An 18,119-nucleotide genomic window follows, 5' to 3' on the forward strand; every position below is an offset into this window, starting at 1 on the left:
GGCACGGTCGGCCAAGCGCCGATCACGCCGGATTTTGCGCTGCGGCTGGCACATGCGGTCGGCCAGGTGCTCAAGCGCAGCGAGGCGCGCCCCACCGTGTTGATTGGCAAGGACACGCGCATTTCTGGCTACATGTTGGAGTCGGCTCTGGAGTCGGGCTTCAATTCGGCCGGGGTGGATGTGGTGCTGCTCGGGCCGGTGCCGACGCCGGCGGTAGCGTACCTGACGCGCGCACAGCGGGCCAGCCTGGGCGTTGTGATCAGTGCCAGCCACAACCCTTACCCAGACAATGGCATCAAGTTTTTCAGTGCCCAGGGCACCAAGCTGCCCGACGAGTGGGAGCTGGCGGTGGAAGCGGCACTGGCGCAGCCCCCGGCGTGGGTGGAGTCGGCCGGATTGGGTACGGCGCGGCGCCTTGGGGATGCCGCCGGGCGCTACATCGAGTTCTGTAAAAGCACCTTCGACCAGGACCTGAGCCTGCGCGGCCTCAAGGTCGTGATCGACGCGGCACACGGCGCGGCCTACCAGATCGCGCCGGCGGTGTTCCATGAGCTCGGCGCCGACGTGGTACCGGTTGGCTGCAGCCCCAACGGTCGCAATATCAACGACGGTGTGGGTGCCACGCATCCGCAGACACTCGTCGCTGCGGTACGCGCGCATGGGGCCGACTTGGGGATTGCACTGGACGGTGACGCCGATCGGTTGCAGATGGTGGACGCCAGTGGCCGCCTTTACGACGGCGACGAGCTGTTGTATGTGCTCGCGGACGACCGCCTGGGCCGCGATGAGGTGGTCCCGGGCGTGGTCGGCACGCTGATGACGAACATGGCCATCGAGCAAGCGCTGGCCGCACGCGGCGTGCGACTGGAGCGTGCCAAGGTCGGCGACCGCTATGTGCTGGAAGAGCTGCATCGCCATCACTGGCTGTTGGGCGGGGAGGGCTCGGGCCACTTGCTCATCCTGGACAAGCACACCACGGGCGACGGCATCGTCTCGGCGTTGCAGGTGCTGCAGGCCTGTCTGCGCCAGCAGCGCACGCTCGCGCAGGTGCTGCAGGGCGTGGAGCGCTTTCCGCAGGTGCTGCGCAATGTACGGCTGGCCCCAGGTGCGGACTGGCGTGCCAACCTTGGGCTGCAGCAAGCGCAGCGCGAGGCCGAGGCGGCGCTGGGCTCGGACGGCCGCGTGCTGATCCGCGCCAGCGGCACCGAGCCTGTGCTGCGCGTGATGGTAGAGGCGCGCCGCGCCGACGATGCCGAGCGCTGGGTCGCGCGGTTGGCCGAAGCAGCCCACGCAGGCAGAACAGGTGTGGTCTGAATACCTGTCGGACATGCGTGATGACGCCCAGGGCGCCAACCTTGCTCAGTGGTGGGTTTACTGGCTATCGCGGATCGCGCTGTTCGGTGGTGCCGTGGGTTTGCGCAGCGTCTGGAACACCCGAAGCCATTGGCCCGAAATCCGGTACGGGGTCCACGGGTGGAAATCCCTGGCGTCCGCGCTGCATTAAATACGTTGCGAGCGTGACGATGGCCTGCAACTCCACGTCTGCGCCATGTACCGCTCATACCCGCGAGAGCTCCATTTGCTCGGGCGTGACCGGCTTCGTCCCCGGCCCGTTGAGCTTGCCCGCATCCAATGCCTTGACCCAGCTCCTTCGCTACCACCCCTGCCGTCTGGCCAGCCTTCACGCGCTTGACCGCCAACTCCCGAAATTCGGGCGTGGCGTGTATTCCTGCTTCGGTATCTTCCTCAACTTACTCTCTCCTTCCAATCTACCGGGGCCTCATACCCCATCCCTTGGAAGACGAAATTTCGGGGAAGCTCACACCACGGCTGGCAGATTGGTGTGACGGCCGAGTCGCTGGGGATCAGCCGTCAGAATTTGTGGGAGCGCATGAAGCGACTCGGCATCCACTGATGCTTCTGTTGGATGTCGCGGTTCAAACCTCCCGCCTCCACAGCGCCTGCCCAGCGCGGATCCGGCAGCCCGGCTCGACCCCGTCCGCCAGCCGCCACTGCGCTGGCACGAACAGGATGATCGTCGAGCCATGCTCGAACCATCCCATTTCCTGCCCGCGGCCCAGGCGCACATCGCAGGGCAGATTGTGTGCGCCGCGCCAGCGCAGATGCAGCGTGATGTCGAGGAAGTGCAGCCGGATGCTGGCCACCAGGATCGCCGCCACCGGCACCAGTGCGATCGGGCTGCCGTCTGGCAGCGCCGCTTCGATCAGCGCGCGCTCGTTGCGGCAGAACAGCGCCGGGATGCGCCGCAGCGCCGGCGGGTTGACGTTGAAGACGTCCCCGTTGACGTAGCGCACGCGCTGCACATGCAGGTCGGCCGGGGCGTGGAAACGGTGGTACATCGTCGAGGTCAGCCGCAGCGTGACAAACCGCCCATTGGCGTGCACGGCCGCAGCTTCGGGGCCGATCAGGTCCTCCAGCCGGTACGGCATGCCTTTGGCCTGCCAGGCGGTGGTGCCGTGCACGTCGCCACAGGCGCCCACAATGGCGTCGCACGGGCTGCACAGCACATTTGCGTCGGGGTCGAACGGGCGCGCGCCCTCGCGCAGCGCGCGCGTAAACACATCGCGCAGGCTGCGGTATTCGGCGGCAGCGGCCTCGCTCAAATCCAGGTCGGCAAACAACCGCCAGATCGACAGCATGAATCGCGTCAGCGCTGGGCTGTCGATGCGGCTTAAGCGGCCCATCAGCAGCGTCAGCGCCACACGCGGCACATGGTTGGTCAAGGCGTAGTTCAGCGTCTCGTGCTGCAGCACGCGGTCGCGCCAAGCGCGCCAGCCACGGGACGCCGCACCGATTTTCACAGGCGTGTCAAAGGCCATGCGTACAACTGTCGCCGAACCTGTTGAAAGAATGGTGACAACGATGATCGAACCGACCTGGTTGGGGGCTGCAGCGGCACTGGCCGCGGCACCGTGGGGTTGGCAGCGGCTGCGCCTGTCGCGTGCCAAGCATCCGTCGCTGGCCGGGCACCAGCGTATGGCCAAGCGTGTGGCCCGCTGGCTACCTGGCTATGCGCTGCAGGCGCCGCAGGCGTTTGCGCTGGACGGTGCCCCGGATCATGTGCTGCAGGCACGCTTACAGGGCTGGCAGGCGCTATCGCAACGCCTGCGCGCTGCCGCGCCGCAGACGTTGGCGCTGACCGCGCAGGCACGCGAAGGTATGCCGGATCTGCGCCTGACTGGGCGCTACCGCGTGCCTTATCCCTTCGCTGAGCTGGCGCGCGAGCTGCCGGTGGGGGCGTTTTGGGCACGCAATGACGGTCCGTGGCTGATCGACCTCGACGGCAACCGTTTCCTCGACTTGACTGGCTCCTACGGCGTCAACGTGCTGGGGCTGGACTTCTACAAGGACACGATGGAAGAGGGCGCACGCCTGGGGGCGGCGCTGGGCCCGGTGCTGGGCGGTCTGCACCCATGCGTGGCCGACAATGTCGCGCGGCTCAAGGCCCTCAGCGGCCTCGATGATGTAACGTTTCATATGTCCGGCACCGAGGCGGTGATGCAGGCGGTGCGGCTGGCGCGCTACCACACCGGGCGGCGCTACGTGGTGCGCTTTGCTGGCGCCTACCACGGTTGGTGGGAGGATGTGCAGCCCGGGCCTGGCAACCCGTTGCCGCCGCGCGAGACTTATACGCTGGCCGAGATGAGCGAGGCGACCCTGGAGGTGCTGCGCACCCGGCGTGACATTGCTTGCGTGCTGGTCAACCCGCTACAGGCCCTGCACCCCAACCGCGCCGCCCCGAGCGACTCCACGCTCGCCAGCGGCACGCGCGCAGCGGGCTTTGACCGCGAAAGGTACACGCGCTGGCTGCAGCGCCTGCGCGAGGCTTGCACTGAAGCCGGCATCGCGCTGATCTTCGATGAGGTGTTCGTTGGCTTTCGACTGGCCTTGGGCGGTGCACAGGCGTACTTTGGCGTGCAGGCTGACCTCGTTTGCTATGGCAAAACACTGGGTGGTGGTCTACCCGTTGGCGTGGTATGTGGCAAGCGGCGATGGATGGAGCGCTTCCGTCCCGAGCATCCGGCCGACCTGTGTTTTGCGCGCGGCACCTTCAACGCGCATCCCTATGTGATGGGCGCCATGAACGCCTTCCTGCGTGCGCTGGAGCGTCCGCAGGTGCGTGCCGCCTACGACGGCCTAGACGAGCGCTGGCGCGCGCGCGAGCGACGCTTCAACGCGGCGCTGGAGGCCGCTGGCGTGCCAGTGCGGGTGGCCGGGCTATCATCCATCTGGACGGTGCTCTACACCCAGCCGGGGCGCTACAACTGGTTACTGCAGTATTACCTGCGCGATGCCGGGCTGGCGCTGAGCTGGGTGGGCACCGGGCGCCTCATCTTCCCAATAGCGCTGGAGGAGGCCGTGTTCGAGGAAGCGTTGCAGCGCTTTGTCCGCGCTTGCCACCTGATGCAGGCCGATGGCTGGTGGTGGCGCGACGAGACCCTGCCGAACACGGCCTGGGCCAAGCGCCTGCGCCGCAGTCTGCTGCGCGAGGCGCTGGCCGCTTGGCTCAGCCGGCGCGAGGATGGCCCGGATCGAGCAGCTGACCGCGCAGCAGATACAGCGGCGCGCGGTGGTACAGCTTGATGTCGTGGAATGGGTCGGTGACGATTTTCGTTACCCAGACGAGACCGGTGTAGAGGTCTTTCTCGACCCACAATTGCAGCACCCGCACCAGCAGGCCGCCGATACCAATGGCGAACCACAGCCAGCCCACGTTATGCCAAAAGCCACGCCAGTCCTCGTGCGGCTGCAACCATCCGAAGGCCGTTGGGTCCCACACCAGCAGCAGGGGTGAGGCGGCCCACACCGCCATCAGCACCACTTTGCGCCGCAGGTTGTAGCCGACCTTGACCGCCTCCTTGTACTCGTGCGTAACTTGGTTGACGTGGTCATAGCCCTTCGGCTCGAAGAAAAAGTGCCCCGATTGGCGCGTCACCATCGAGATGCCCCAGGCGATCAAGGCTGCGGTGGCTGGATCCCGGAATAGCCAGGCGTAGGCGAGCACGAAGCTGATTGCACTGATGAAATGCAGCGTCTGGTTGATGCGGCTTTGATGGTAGTAGCGGTGGTCATCCCATCGTTGCTCATGCAGCGTATTCAAAAAGCGTTTCAACATCATTGTGGGTCCTCATCCAGGGGAGACAGGGGAGCGGAACTGCGTGTGCCAGGCAGGCATGACGGGCCCGGCGAGTGTCATGGTTGCGACATCGTGTGACGCCACGGTGACGTCCACGCCCGCAGCACGGACTGTCATATGCGTGTCGCACGCTGTGGCCAAGCTCACCGGTCATGGATGCACGCCTAACGATCGAGAGATTTCCGCCACGCCGTGCGCTGCTGCGCGTCTCGGTGGTTACCGAAACCTTCCCACCCGAAATCAACGGCGTGGCAACGACAGTGGAGCGGCTGGTGCGTGGGCTGCAGTTGCGCGACCACGATGTGCAGGTGGTTCGGCCGCGCCAGGCAGCCGACGCCTACGACCACGACGGCAGTCGCTTAGGGCTGGAGCAGGTCCTCACGCGCGGCCTGCCCATCCCGCGCTACCCTCAGTTGCGCATGGGGTTGCCGGCGCAGCGTGCGCTACAAGCGCTGTGGATGCGCCGCCGGCCTGACCTGGTGCACATCGCCACCGAAGGGCCGCTGGGATGGTCGGCGCTGCGCATCGCGCGCAAGCTGCAGCTGCCGATCAGCACGGACTTTCGCACCCACTTCGATGCCTACAGCGAACACTATGGTGTGGGCTGGCTGCGCCGCTCGGTGCAAGCCTACCTGCGGCGCTTTCATAACCACGCGGACTGCACGCTGGTGCCCACTGAGGGCCTGAGCCAGCAACTGCGCGCGGCGGGATTCGAGCGGCTGATCGTCGTGCAGCGCGGGGTAGACACACAACGCTTCACCCCAGCGCTGCGCCACCCAGCGTTGCGTGCGGTCTGGGGCGTGCAAGATGGCGAGCGTGTGCTGTTGTATGTGGGCCGTCTGGCGCCGGAGAAAAACTTGGCACTGCTGGTCAACGCCTACGAGGCCATGCGCGCCGCAGCGCCGAACTGGCGACTGGTGGTGGTGGGCGACGGGCCGCAGCGCGCCTGGTTGACACAGCGTTGCCCGCAGGCGGTGCTGCTGGGAGCGTTGACCGGCGAGTCGCTGGCCCAGGCCTATGCCAACGGCGACTTGTTGGTCTTTCCCAGCCTGACGGAGACTTACGGCAACGTGACGCTGGAGGCATTGGCCAGCGGCCTGCCGGTGCTGGCCTTTGACTACGCCGCAGCGGCCGAGGTGGTGCGCCAGGGTGACAGTGGCCTGTTGGCGCCGGTGGGAGATGCAGATGCTTTCCTGCAGCTCGCCCGCGCGGCGGCCGTCGACGAGATGCTGCTGCAGCGGCTGCGCACCGGCGCGGTGCAAGCAGTGCAGCACTTGAGCTGGGAGCGCATCGTCGAGCAGGTGGAGTCGATTTGGCTGCGGTTGTTGGCGGCGCACGCGGCCGGGCCGGCAGTGGTCAAGTCCTCCCCGTGGTGGGACGGTCTGCCCGCCACCGGCGCGTGAGCGCCCACAGCAGCGCCAGTCCCAGCGCCATCACCGCACCAAGCGCGGACAGCAGCGGCACCAACGGCCAGTCGGCGTGCATCGCCAAGGCGAGTGCCCCCAACATGACCAGCACGCTGGCGTTCTCGTTGAAGCCCTGGATGGCGATCGACTGCCCCGGCTGCAATAACCGGTGGCCGCGATACTGCAACAGCGCATTCATCGGCACCACGAGCATCCCCCCCAGCGCCCCGATGATGAGCAGCCCCGACACCGCCAAATCCAGCCTTCGGGCATGCACGGCCACTGCCAGCAGCATCCCCAGCGCCACCCCGAGAGGCAAAACGCGCCAGGCCCTGCGCAGTTCCACCCGACGCGCCACCCACATCGCGCCGGCCACCACACCCAGCGCAACAGTGGCCTGTAGATAGGCCGCTTGCGACAGTGGCAATCCCAGCCGCAACTCGGCCCAACGCAGCACGGCGATCTGCATCAATGCGCCAAAGCCCCAGAACCACGTCGTCACCGCCAGCGACAGCCCGCCGAGCGGGTCCCGCCACAGGCGCAGGTTGTCTCGCCAAAAGCGTGGCCACAGCGCTGGCCAGTCGCCCAGCCGCAGCACACGCCGTGCCGGCCGGGATGGGATGTGGCGGTTGCACCAGGCCGCCAGCCCATACAGCGACAGCACCGCTGCAAACGCTGGCAGCAGCGCCGTCGTGGTCAGCCAACCGTGCAGCCCCAGCGACGCAGGCGCGTGTGGCGACTGCCAGGTTGGCGACACCCACCAGCCACCCAGCGCGGTGCCCAGTAGCACTGACAACACCACCGAGACTTCCACCCAGCCGTTGGCGGCCACCAAATCGCGTCCCGGTGTCGACTCGGTGATCCAGCCATATTTGGCTGGCGCGTACAACGCCGCCGCCAGCCCCAAGAGCGCGAAAGCCGCCAATGGGTGCGCACCTGCCAGCAGGGCCACCACCGCTGCTGCCTTCAGCGCATTCATACGCCCCATCAGTACGTTCTTGCGCACGGCATCGGCCCAGGCACCGGCCACCGGCGCGAGCAGCACATAGCTCCAGGTAAAGGCAAACTTCAGCAGCGGGGCCCACCACTGTGGGTGGCGCTGCTCCTGTAGATAGGCGATCGCGACGATCAGCACCGCATGGTCGGCCAGCCCTGAGAGGAACTGCGCCGCCAGCAACCAAAAAAAACCCGCTGGCATGGGGGCTGCAGTCTGGCCAGGCTGCATGACATGCGCATGAAGCCTGTGGTTTTGCGCCCGGTGTCATGTCGCTGACACGGAACCGCCAAAGCCGTGTCACGCCGGCTATCCAAGATCCCCCCCGTAGGCGGCCTCGGCGCCGCCCGACACTCAAGCGGAGATGATGCCCGATGAAAGAGCTTCCGACGCCCACGCTGCACCTGTCCACTGTGGTTGGGGGCCAGACCCCGGGCCGTACGGCCGGGAGGTTGCTTCCAGCGCGCGCGGCCGCTGCTGCCGTTGCGTCCGCTGCGCGCTTGGAGGTGGCGTGGGCGCGCCACCTCGAGGACGTGCGCGCCGCCCAGCGACTGAGGTACACCGTGTTTGCCGAGGAGATGGGGGCGCGATTGCGTTCGCCATTGCCTGGGTACGATATCGACCTGTTTGACGACTACTGTGAACATTTGCTGGTGCGCGAAGCCGACACCGGCGAAGTGATCGGTACCTACCGCGTGCTCACCCCGGCTCAGGCCAAGCGGGTTGGGTGCTTTTACAGCGACACCGAGTTCGACTTGACCCGGTTGCGCGCGCTTCGCGAGCAGATGGTCGAGCTCGGCCGCTCGTGTGTGCATCCTCAGCACCGACATGGCGGGGTCATCATGGCGCTGTGGGGGGCGCTGGCGGACTTCATGGTGCGCAACCGGCTCGATGTGATGATCGGCTGCGCCAGCATCCCGATGCATTACGAGGGTCCGCACGGCATCGCTGGTGGCGGCCACGCCGCAGCCAGCATATGGCGTCAGGTGCGCGAGCGCCACCTGGCACCGGTGGAGTTCCACGTCACCCCGCGGTTGCCTCTGCCGGTGCACGAGCTGGATGACACGCTCCCGGTGGAGCCGCCGGCGCTGGTCAAGGGCTACCTGCGCCTGGGTGCCAAAGTGCTGGGTGCACCAGCGTGGGATCCAGACTTCAACACGGCCGACCTGCCGATGATGATGCGACTGGCGGACCTGCCGACGCGCTACCGTCGCCACCTGTTGGGGGTGTGATGCTGCGCAGCGACACTGTGGCGGGGCGCACGGCTCGCTGGCCGGATGCCGCGCTGGCGGCCAACCGGAGCGCGCCGACCGTGACGCTGGAAGGACACCGCATCGAGCCCGACGAGGATGACCATCCCGCCGAAGGTCGGGAGCGCCTGCGTACGGTGTTCATCTCCGACCTGCACCTGGGCACACCAGGCTGCCAGGCCAAGGCGCTGCTGGCGTTCCTCAAGGCACACCCAAGCGACCGGCTGTACCTGGTCGGTGACATCATCGACGGATGGCAGCTGCGCAGGCGTTGGTACTGGCCACAAAGCCACAACGACGTCGTACAGAAGATCCTGCGCCGCGCGCGCAAAGGCTGCCGAGTCGTGTTCATCCCTGGTAATCATGACGAATTTGTGCGGGAATTCGTTGGCCATCCGTTCGGCGGGGTGCATGTGGTGGCAGAAGCCGTACACGAGACTGCCGATGGGCGACGCTTGTGGGTAACGCATGGCGACCTGTACGACGGTGTGGTCCAGTACGCCAAGTGGTTGGCCTATTTGGGCGATACGCTGTACGAATGGGCGCTGCGACTAAACCGCCATGTCAACTCATGGCGTGCCCGCATGGGGCTGCCCTATTGGTCGCTGTCGCAGTACCTCAAGCACCGCGTCAAGTCGGCCGTCAGCTTCATCACCCGATTCGAGGAAACGCTGGCGCAAGAAGCGCGCAGGCGCGGGTTGGACGGCGTGGTCTGTGGCCACATCCACCGGCCGGAGATGCGTGTTATTGATGGCGTGCTGTATTGCAACGATGGTGACTGGGTGGAGAGCCTCAGCGCTCTGGTCGAGCATGCGGATGGTCGGTTGGAGATCGTCCACTGGGCGCAGGAGCCGCCGACCGTCCCCGCCCCGGTCAGGGCCTCACCCCATCGCGCTCGCGCCTGAGCCCCCAGCAGAGTCGGCACATCACAGATGGCGTCATCGATTGCAAGCCTGGAACGAAAATAATGATACGCTAAAGCCGCGTGGCCCACTGCCTGGTCACGTTCCTGTCCTCGACCATGATCCAAGCCGCCTTGAACTCCGTCCACCGTCACGTTTTTCTCGATCGCGACCAAAGCATCCTGGCCTTCAATGAGCGCGTGCTCGACTGGGCATATCGAGCCGATGTCCCGCTGCTGGAGCGGCTGCGTTATCTGGCCATCGTATCGTCGAATCTGGATGAGTTTTTCGAGGTGCGTTTTGCGCCGCACCACACAGCCCGCCTGAACAACGAACAGCGCGGAGTCGCCACGATCGATACCTACCGCGCCCTGACGCAGCGGGTGCACGCTCTGGTCGAGCGGCAATATACGATTTACAACCACGAGCTGCTGCCGGCGCTGGAAAAACGCGGCATACGCATCATCACCCACAGCCAACGCAATCCCCGTCAGCGCCGCTGGGTACGCGAGTACTTCGTCAACGAAGTGCAGCCGCTGCTGGTACCGGTGGGACTGGATCCGTCTCATCCATTTCCCCAGGTCGCCAACAAGTCGCTCAACTTCATCGTACGGCTGGGGGGGCGTGATGCCTTCGGGCGCGAAAACGAAATCGCCATCGTCAAGGTGCCGCGGGCGCTCAAACGGTTCGTCCCGATGCCCGGCGTCAAAGGCTCCAAGCAGCTGCATTTCGTCTCCATCTCCAGTATCATCCGCTCGCATCTGACGGATCTATTTCCCGGACGGTCGGTGCTGGAGTTTTCTCAATTCCGCGTGACCCGCCACTCCGACCTCGCGGTGGATGAGGAAGAGGTCAAAAATCTGCGCACTGCGCTGAGGCTGGGTCTGCAAAAGCGCCATTACGGCCAGGCCCTGCGGCTGGAGGTGTCGGCTGGTTGCTCCGACTTCTTGGCGGGCTTTTTGCTCGAGCAATTCAACCTCCCTCCCGAGAGTCTCTATCGCGTGGCAGGCCCGGTAAATCTCGTGCGCCTCAACCAGCTGGTGGACCAGATCGATGCGCCAGCGCTGCGTTTTGAGCGCTTTACACCCGGCTGGCCGGCGGCGCTGGCGCCTGGGCAGTCGTTCTTCGAACGGCTCAAGCAAGGGGATGTGCTCATCCACCAGCCGTTCGAGAGTTTTGACGCCGTGTTGGCCTTCCTGCGCGAGGCGGTGGAAGACCCTCAAGTGCTTGCCATCAAGCAAACCATCTACCGCACCGGCTCGCGCGGCGAGATGACCGAGCTGCTGCGTGATGCGGTGCGGCGCGGAAAAGAAGTCACCGCCGTGGTGGAGCTCAAAGCTCGCTTCGACGAGGAGGCCAACATCAACCACGCCGAGCGACTGGAGTCGGTCGGCGCGCAAGTGGTCTACGGCATCGTAGGCCTGAAAACCCACGCCAAAATGCTGCTCGTCACCCGACGCGAGGAAGGGCGGCTCGTGCGTTATGCGCATGTTTCCACCGGCAACTACAACCCGGGTACGGCCAAGGCCTACACGGACCTGAGCTATCTCACCGCCGACGAGGCGCTGACTGCAGATGTCGATCACATCTTCGGTCACCTGGCCAGCCAGAATCGGCTGCCCCGACTGCACAAGGTGCTCATGGCGCCGTTTCATCTGCACAAAGGGATGCTGGAGCGCATCGACGCCGCCATCGCAGCAGCCAAGGCGGGGCAACCCGCGCAAATCATCCTCAAGGTGAATGCCCTGACGGATGAGCCGCTCGCACGGGCGCTGGTCCTCGCCTCGCAGGCCGGTGTGCAGGTCGATGCAATCGTGCGCGGCGCGTGCATCCTGCCGGCCGGGGTTCCTGGACAGACGGACAATGTGCGAATCCGCTCGGTGATCGGGCGCTTCCTCGAGCATTCGCGGGTGTACTACTTCCGCTGCGGTGATCAAGAGGAGCTGTGGCTGTCCAGCGCCGACTGGATGAACCGCAACATGCTGCGCCGGGTCGAACTGGCCTGGCCTGTGACCGATCCCCATTTGCGCGCCCGCGTCATGGACGAGTGTCTGCATTTGTATTTGGCCGATCAGCGCGATGCCTGGCTGCTGCAGCCGGATGGCAACTACATCAAAGCCGCATCGCTGGCCACCAAGCCCTCGCGCGGCAGCGGCTTGCCATCGGCGCAAGCCAGCCTGATGGGCCGCTACGGCACCAAGGGATGAACCCGATGGATCTGATTCTGTGGCGACACGCCGAAGCCGAGGACCTGGATGAAACCGACGAAGGCGGCGGCGATGACCTGTCTCGGCGCCTCACGCCAAAGGGCGAAAAGCAGGCCGCTCGCATGGCAGCGTGGCTGGACCGCCAGCTGCCCGAGGGCACCCGCATCTGGTGCAGCCCCGCCGTGCGCACCGAGCAGACGGTGCTCGCGCTTGGTCGGCGTTATCGCGTCCGGCACGAACTGGCCCCGGATGGCACGCCCCAGGCGTTGCTGGATGTGGTGCAGTGGCCTGACGCACGCCATGCGGCCTTGGTCGTGGGGCACCAGCCGACGCTCGGCCGCGTCGTGGCCGCGTTGCTGGGCATGCAAAGCGGCGAATGCTCGATCCGCAAAGGTGCAGTCTGGTGGCTGCGGCGCCGCGAACGCCACCAAAGTTGGCAAACGGTGCTGCTGTGTGTGCAGTCGCCGGAATTGCTCTGATGATGGGCACACGCCTAGGCCGTGAGCGCCGCGACCCCATCAGGGCAGATCCACGGCCAGCCGCCACGCGGTCTTGTCCCAGGCGTCGGTTTCCTCCTGGAGCAGCCACGCCGACTGCGGATGCTGCCGGGCCCAGCCCGGCGGCGCGGTGAGCCGAAACTGCCGCGGCGCGTACTGCAAACGCATGGCGGCCACATCCGGGTCTTTGCGCGCATGGCACAGCAGCACGGCCAGGCGCAAGCACAGTAACTGCTTGGCGAACAGCTCCTCACCCAAGTGAGGCTCCAGCTTGCGCAATTTGCCCCGCTGACCCAGCACCAGCAGGCTCATGCGGTGCAGCTCAGGCAGCGAAAAACCCGGCGCATCCACATGGTCCAGGATATAGGCCCCGTGGCGGTGGGCGCTGGTGTGCGAGATGTGCGCGCCAATCTCGTGTAAGCGCGCTGCCCAGGCCAGTTTTTGCGAGTAGCGACCGTTGCGCGGGTCGGGCGTGGCCACTTGCTCGAACAGCCCGGTGGCCACACGGCGCACGCGCTCGGCCTGTGCCGTATCGACGGAAAACTTTTGTGCCAACCAGCGCACGGTCCGCTCACGCACATCGGTCTGATCTGACGCCCGGTCAATCAAGTCGTACAAGACGCCATGGCGCAGGGCCCCTTGCGCACGATGGACTACGGTCCAATCGAACAGCTCGAACAACGCCAGCAGCACACTCAAGCCGCCGGCCAGCACCGGCCGACGGTCATCCTTCAGACCTTCCAAGCGCACCGCGTCGACATGACCGGCACGAACCAGCCGATCCGCCACCCAATCGATCCCCTCGCGCGTGATCGCGCCTGGTGCAAAGCCAGCCAGTCCCAGCATGTCGGCCAGTGCCCCCGCTGTGCCAGAAGAAGCGTAGACAGCATCCCAACTCCCCGGCGCAAAGACGTCCAGCGCTTCGTCGACCACTGCCTTGGCCGCAATGACCGCTCTGCGTAAGGCCGCCTCCGTCACCCGCCCGCCGGGAAAGTAGCGCGCCGACCACGCCACGCTGCCCAAATCGTAGGACTCCATGCGCTGTGGGGTGTAGCCCTGGCCCAGGATCACCTCGGTCGAGCGCCCCCCGATATCGACCACCAGACGGCGTTCGTTCGACTGTGGCAACAGGTGCGACACGCCTTGATAGATGAGCCGCGCTTCCTCTCGGCCGCCGATGACGTCGATCGGAAAGCCCAAGATCGCCTGTGCGTGACCCAAGAAATCGTCGCGATTGCGGGCTTCACGCAGTGTCTGGGTGGCCACCGCCCGCACCTGCCGGCGCTCAAACGGACGCAGCTTTTCCGCAAAACGCGCGAGGCACTCCCAGCCGCGCTCCATCGCCACCAGGCTCAGCGTCTTGTGCGCATCCAAGCCTGCGCCGAGCCGCACCGTCTCTTTCAGGTACTCGATGCGTTCGATGTGACCAGCCTGGTAGCGCCCGATTTCCAGGCGAAAGCTGTTCGAGCCGAGGTCCAGTGCGGCCAGCAGGGTTCCGTTATGCATGCGAGGCGCCGTTTTGTCGTTTGACAGAGGTTGTTCAGCATACCAGAGTGGCTCGTCATCCCCTCTGCGGGCCCAGCGGCGAACAGAAACCGCCATGTCACGAACTTGTCATAAGCTACACCTATGCTCCGTCTCGGTTTGTCGATCGAGGCAACCGCACCGTTCAACCCTTGGAGAGTGTTTCCGATGAAAGTCAAGAAACTCGTGGCGCTGATGGGCGTCATCACGCTGGGCTTTACGGCCCCACAGGTTATGGCTCAGGCCGCACAAGTCGATCCCGCACTGCCCAAGTACGAAAAGGCAGCCGGTGTGTCGGGTAACTTCACGAGCATCGGTTCGGATACGCTCAACAACCTCATGACCTTGTGGGCGGAGGAATACAAGCGCCTGTATCCCAATGTCAACATCCAGATCCAGGGCGCGGGTTCGTCCACCGCGCCGCCGGCGCTGACGGAGGGCACCTCCAACTTCGGCCCGATGAGCCGTCTGATGTCGGCCAAAGAAATTGAGGGCTTCGAGAAGAAGCACGGCTACAAGCCGCACCCGGTGCCGGTGGCCATCGACGCGCTGGCAGTCTACGTCCACAAGGACAATCCGATCAAAGGCTTGAGCATCGAGGAAGTGGATGCGATCTTTTCCAGCACCCGCAAGTGCGGCGGCGCATCCGACATTACCAAGTGGGGCCAGCTCGGCATGACCGGTGAGTGGGCCAACCGCGACATCGCGCTGTACAGCCGCAATTCCGTGTCGGGTACCTACGGATACTTCAAGGAGGTCGCACTGTGCAAGGGCGACTTCAAGCGCAACGTTGCCGAACAACCCGGCTCCGCCTCGGTGGTTCAGTCGGTGGCGACACAGCTCAACGCAATCGGCTACTCCGGTATCGGCTACAAGACCTCTGGGGTGCGTGCGCTGCCGCTGTCGAAGAAGAAAGGGGATGCGTTCGTAGAACCCGATGCCAAGCATGCGGTCGACGGCAGCTATCCGCTGGCCCGGATTCTGTACGTGTACGTGAACAAAAAGCCCAATCAGCCGCTGCCGCCGCTGGAGCGAGAGTTTTTCAAGATGGTGCTTTCGCAGCAGGGGCAAATGGTGGTGGTCAAAGACGGTTTCGTGCCGCTGCCCGCTACGCTGGCGAAAAAGGCTATCGACGATCTGACCAAGTGATCTGGAGCGCCCAACGATGAATCGATTGCATTGGATGGGCGCGGCGGTGGCTGCTGCCTTTTTGGCTGGCTGTGCGACGCAGCCGGCCACCGCTCCAACCGCCGCCACCCAATCAGAGGCGGCCAAGCCAGCTGCGACCTCTGCCGCCACGCCCGCGGCATCCACGGCGCAGGCGCGCGAGTTCTATGTCGTGCTGCCCGAGGATGGTCGGTACTACGCATTTGGCACATTCAAGCTCTATCAGGACTACTTGGCGCATGGCGAAGTGCCGTTGACCCGCACCCGTATTGGCGCGGGGCCAAACGGTCGCACCGTGGTGTTTGCCATCACCAACGACGATGTCAAGCGCGGCCAGGCGAGTGTGCCGGAGCAAGTATTCGACGGCAAACTGGGCGCTGCCGCGGACTTCTATGGCGAAGTGTTCAAGGACGGTCGCTACTACGTGTTCGACGAGCTGAAGGACCTGATGGATTTCGCCGCCTTCGGCGAGGTGCCGTATTCGTTTACCGATATCGGCGCGGGCCCCAACGGCGCGACCGTCGTCTGGGTCATGAATAAGACGTCCTATGCCAAGGGGCGTCCTGCGGCGCGCATCGAACGCTTCAAGCGCTTGCGCCAGGGTGGCTAATTTTTAGCTGCCTGGAAGGGGCTGGCAGGCTGCGGCGTCTGTCGGCCTCTTGTAATTTTTCCGCCCGTGGCTTTTGGCGGAATGTGTTCAATCCAATGAATCCGTCCGCGCGACGGTCGTGCCATGAGTTCAACCCAAGCTTCGGAACCTGCTCCTCGCAGCCTCGTTGTCACCAGCGTCGATCGTGCCATGGGTCGGCGACTGTGGATCGACCGTTGGTTCAAGCATCTCATGACCGCCGGTGGTCTGGGTGTCATTGTGGCGATTTCCGCCATTTTTTTCTACTTGGCCAGCGTCGTCGTTCCGTTGTTCACGCCGCCGGACATCGATCGCGCGACCACGTATGCAGCGCCTGGCCAGGGCGGGCAAGTGGTGGCTCTGCAAGCCGATGAGCGGCTGGAGGAGATCATCCGGGTACAAGCCGACGGCAATGTCACATATGCGGATTTTTTTCGGGGCGATGTACACGCTAATCAACGCATCGCATTGCCGCCACACGTGCAGGTGAACTCCATCGCTTTGGGAGATCGGGCCTCACGCACACTCGCGTACGGCTTATCCGATGGTCGGGCGGTGGTCGCCCAGGTCGGCTTTAAAACGCGTTTCGATGCCGACGCGCGTCGCATCATCGAGCCCGATATCGAATATCCCGCCGGCCAGGAGCCGATCGTACTCGATTCACAAGGACACCCAATCATTCAACTCGCCGTGCAATCGGGCGCTGATGGCACCACCGTCGTAGGCGCAAGCCAAGACGGTCGGCTACTGGTCAGCGGCATTGCGATTGAACGCAACCCCATCACGGGCGCCGAAACGGTCGACACGCGCAGCGCTGAGGTCTTGCCTGCACCCACCGATATTCGCGAGATCATGATCGAATTCAAGCAGCGCGAAATGTATGTGCTAGCGGGCGCTCGCGAGCTGTGGCGGTACGATATTTCCGACAAGAGCGCACCCGTTCTGCTGGAAAAGATAGCGTTGGTTCCCCAAGGGGAACGGGTAACGGCGCTGACACTGCTTTCCGGGGGATTTTCGCTCATTGTTGGAAGTGATCGTGGTCGTCTCGAGCAATGGTTCCCGGTGCGAGAAGAGGGGACCCGGTTTCGTTTGACTCGAATTCGCGAATTCGAACCCATGCCGTCCGCGATCACCGTGTTGGAGCCCGAGTATCACCGCAAAGGCTTCATGGCCGGTGACGACAAGGGTAACCTCGGCAGCTATTTTGCTACGTCCAAACGGCTGCTCTTCCAGCGCGCGGTGTCTGACCAGCCCTTGGTACGTCTCGCGTACCCGCCGCGCGGTAATGCTTATATCGCTGAAGATGCGGCCGGCCGTTTACACGTTGCCCATGTGGAAAATGACTATCCCGAAGTGTCTTTCTATGCCACTTGGCAGAAAGTTTGGTACGAGAGCTATGAGGAGCCCACTTACGTATGGCAGTCATCGGCCGCCAATGCGGATTTTGAGCCGAAATTTAGCCTCGCGCCACTGACCTTCGGTACGATCAAAGCCGCCTTCTACGCGATGATCGTGGCGGTGCCGCTGGCCTTGTTGGGCGCGATTTATACCGCATATTTCATGTCGCCCAGAGTGCGCGGATTCGTCAAGCCGACGATCGAGGTCATGGAAGCCTTGCCGACCGTGATTCTGGGTTTCCTAGCTGGACTGTGGCTGGCGCCCTTTGTAGAGAATAACCTCGCTGGCGTGCTGCTGACGGTGTTGACATTCCCATTGACATTTTTCGTGGCGGCATGGCTGTTTTATCTGTTACCGCAGAATGTTCGATTGCTCGTACCGCCAGGCTGGGAGGCGGCCCTGTTGATTCCAGTGCTGATCGTACAGATTTGGTTGTGTTTGGCAGTGGGCCATCCAGTGGAAGCCGCTTTTTTTGGTGGTGACATGCCCAACTGGCTCAGCAATGTGGCTGGGATCAAGTTTGAGCAACGCAACTCTCTGGTGGTCGGTATCGCGATGGGCTTTGCCGTGACGCCCGCGATCTTTTCGATTGCTGAAGATGCGGTGTTTTCCGTGCCCAAGCATTTGACGACGGGATCGTTGGCCCTAGGGGCTACTCCGTGGCAGACCTTGACCCGCGTGGTTCTGCTAACGGCCAGCCCAGGGATTTTTTCGGCTATCATGATCGGTTTAGGTCGGGCCGTCGGTGAAACGATGATCGTACTGATGGCTACGGGTAACACAGCGGTGATGGATTTCAGTATTTTTACGGGCTTCCGAACTCTGTCAGCGAATATTGGCGTAGAAATGCCAGAGGCAGGTGTTGGCGAAACACATTATCGCTTGTTGTTTTTGTCGGCGCTGGTATTGTTCGGCTTCACCTTCGTGGTCAATACATTGGCTGAACTGGTGCGACAGCGGTTGCGCCAGCGATATCAAACCATTTGAT

The 18,119-nt window shown here is 64.1% G+C and carries 16 protein-coding genes and 1 pseudogene; 12 read left to right on the top strand and 5 right to left on the bottom strand.

Annotated features, from left to right (window positions below; genetic code table 11):
* A partial coding sequence (glmM, locus tag P3W97_RS01770; RefSeq protein ID WP_300843251.1) for a phosphoglucosamine mutase occupies positions 1 to 1,314 on the top strand: 1,314 nt, incomplete at its 5' end.
* Positions 1,315 to 1,327: 13 nt separating this feature from the next.
* Entirely contained in the window at positions 1,328 to 1,504 is a 177-nt protein-coding gene (locus P3W97_RS01775; protein WP_300843252.1) for a hypothetical protein, read from the top strand.
* A 60-nt stretch (positions 1,505 to 1,564) separates the two neighbouring features.
* On the opposite strand, the pseudogene P3W97_RS01780 reads toward P3W97_RS01775, so the two are convergent.
* Positions 1,565 to 1,750 (bottom strand): annotated as a pseudogene (locus P3W97_RS01780) (IS3 family transposase); the annotation flags it as partial.
* Positions 1,751 to 1,789: 39 nt separating this feature from the next.
* On the opposite strand from P3W97_RS01780, the gene P3W97_RS11020 reads away from it, so the two are divergent.
* Positions 1,790 to 1,915, top strand: coding sequence for a helix-turn-helix domain-containing protein (locus P3W97_RS11020; protein ID WP_367184579.1), 126 nt, complete (start codon positions 1,790 to 1,792; stop codon positions 1,913 to 1,915).
* A gap of 22 nt (positions 1,916 to 1,937) precedes the next feature.
* Here the strand turns inward: P3W97_RS11020 and asd are convergent, their stop codons facing one another.
* A complete protein-coding gene (asd, locus tag P3W97_RS01785) occupies positions 1,938 to 2,840 on the bottom strand; it encodes an archaetidylserine decarboxylase (RefSeq protein ID WP_300843253.1) in 903 nt (300 codons plus the stop codon).
* 43 nt (positions 2,841 to 2,883) lie between these two features.
* On the opposite strand from asd, the gene P3W97_RS01790 reads away from it, so the two are divergent.
* Positions 2,884 to 4,605, top strand: coding sequence for an aminotransferase class III-fold pyridoxal phosphate-dependent enzyme (locus tag P3W97_RS01790; RefSeq protein ID WP_300843254.1), 1,722 nt, complete (start codon positions 2,884 to 2,886; stop codon positions 4,603 to 4,605).
* On the opposite strand, the gene P3W97_RS01795 is transcribed toward P3W97_RS01790, so the two are convergent.
* Complete coding sequence (locus P3W97_RS01795; RefSeq protein ID WP_300843255.1) at positions 4,529 to 5,137, bottom strand: hypothetical protein; 609 nt, start codon at positions 5,135 to 5,137, stop codon at positions 4,529 to 4,531. The genes P3W97_RS01790 and P3W97_RS01795 overlap by 77 nt on opposite strands.
* Positions 5,138 to 5,310: 173 nt before the next feature.
* Here P3W97_RS01795 and P3W97_RS01800 point away from each other — a divergent pair, with 173 nt between their 5' ends.
* Positions 5,311 to 6,561, top strand: coding sequence for a glycosyltransferase family 1 protein (locus tag P3W97_RS01800; RefSeq protein WP_300843256.1), 1,251 nt, complete (start codon positions 5,311 to 5,313; stop codon positions 6,559 to 6,561).
* Here P3W97_RS01800 and lplT read toward each other — a convergent pair.
* Positions 6,515 to 7,762 carry a lysophospholipid transporter LplT gene (gene lplT / locus P3W97_RS01805; protein ID WP_300843257.1) on the bottom strand — a complete coding sequence of 416 codons (1,248 nt, stop codon included), beginning with the start codon at positions 7,760 to 7,762 and terminating at the stop codon, positions 6,515 to 6,517. The two genes, P3W97_RS01800 and lplT, sit on opposite strands and share 47 nt — an antisense overlap.
* Positions 7,763 to 7,932: 170 nt before the next feature.
* Here lplT and P3W97_RS01810 point away from each other — a divergent pair, with 170 nt between their 5' ends.
* From P3W97_RS01810 to P3W97_RS01825, 4 genes are all read left to right on the top strand, one after another.
* Positions 7,933 to 8,790 (top strand): GNAT family N-acyltransferase, encoded by an 858-nt coding sequence (locus tag P3W97_RS01810; protein ID WP_300843258.1) that lies wholly within the window; start codon positions 7,933 to 7,935, stop codon positions 8,788 to 8,790.
* Positions 8,790 to 9,713, top strand: coding sequence for a UDP-2,3-diacylglucosamine diphosphatase (locus P3W97_RS01815; protein WP_300843259.1), 924 nt, complete (start codon positions 8,790 to 8,792; stop codon positions 9,711 to 9,713). Before P3W97_RS01810 ends, P3W97_RS01815 begins: the two co-directional genes overlap by 1 nt.
* Positions 9,714 to 9,829: 116 nt before the next feature.
* Complete coding sequence (gene ppk1 / locus P3W97_RS01820) at positions 9,830 to 11,917, top strand: polyphosphate kinase 1 (RefSeq protein ID WP_300843260.1); 2,088 nt, start codon at positions 9,830 to 9,832, stop codon at positions 11,915 to 11,917.
* Positions 11,918 to 11,922: 5 nt separating this feature from the next.
* Complete coding sequence (locus P3W97_RS01825) at positions 11,923 to 12,396, top strand: histidine phosphatase family protein (protein WP_300843261.1); 474 nt, start codon at positions 11,923 to 11,925, stop codon at positions 12,394 to 12,396.
* A gap of 39 nt (positions 12,397 to 12,435) precedes the next feature.
* Here P3W97_RS01825 and P3W97_RS01830 read toward each other — a convergent pair whose 3' ends face one another.
* Entirely contained in the window at positions 12,436 to 13,920 is a 1,485-nt protein-coding gene (locus tag P3W97_RS01830) for a Ppx/GppA phosphatase family protein (RefSeq protein ID WP_300843262.1), read from the bottom strand.
* A 186-nt stretch (positions 13,921 to 14,106) separates the two neighbouring features.
* Here P3W97_RS01830 and P3W97_RS01835 point away from each other — a divergent pair, with 186 nt between their 5' ends.
* The 3 genes from P3W97_RS01835 (at position 14,107) to P3W97_RS01845 (ending at position 18,118) form a co-directional block, all read left to right on the top strand.
* Entirely contained in the window at positions 14,107 to 15,087 is a 981-nt protein-coding gene (locus P3W97_RS01835) for a phosphate ABC transporter substrate-binding protein PstS family protein (protein WP_300843263.1), read from the top strand.
* A gap of 16 nt (positions 15,088 to 15,103) precedes the next feature.
* Positions 15,104 to 15,715: a hypothetical protein gene (locus P3W97_RS01840; protein WP_300843264.1), complete on the top strand. Its 612-nt coding sequence runs from the start codon at positions 15,104 to 15,106 to the stop codon at positions 15,713 to 15,715.
* Positions 15,716 to 15,838: 123 nt separating this feature from the next.
* Positions 15,839 to 18,118: an ABC transporter permease subunit gene (locus P3W97_RS01845; RefSeq protein ID WP_300843265.1), complete on the top strand. Its 2,280-nt coding sequence runs from the start codon at positions 15,839 to 15,841 to the stop codon at positions 18,116 to 18,118.
* The last annotated feature ends 1 nt before the right edge of the window (position 18,119 follow it).

The organism is Tepidimonas sp. (genome assembly GCF_029335975.1).
Lineage (GTDB): Bacteria > Pseudomonadota > Gammaproteobacteria > Burkholderiales > Burkholderiaceae_C > Tepidimonas.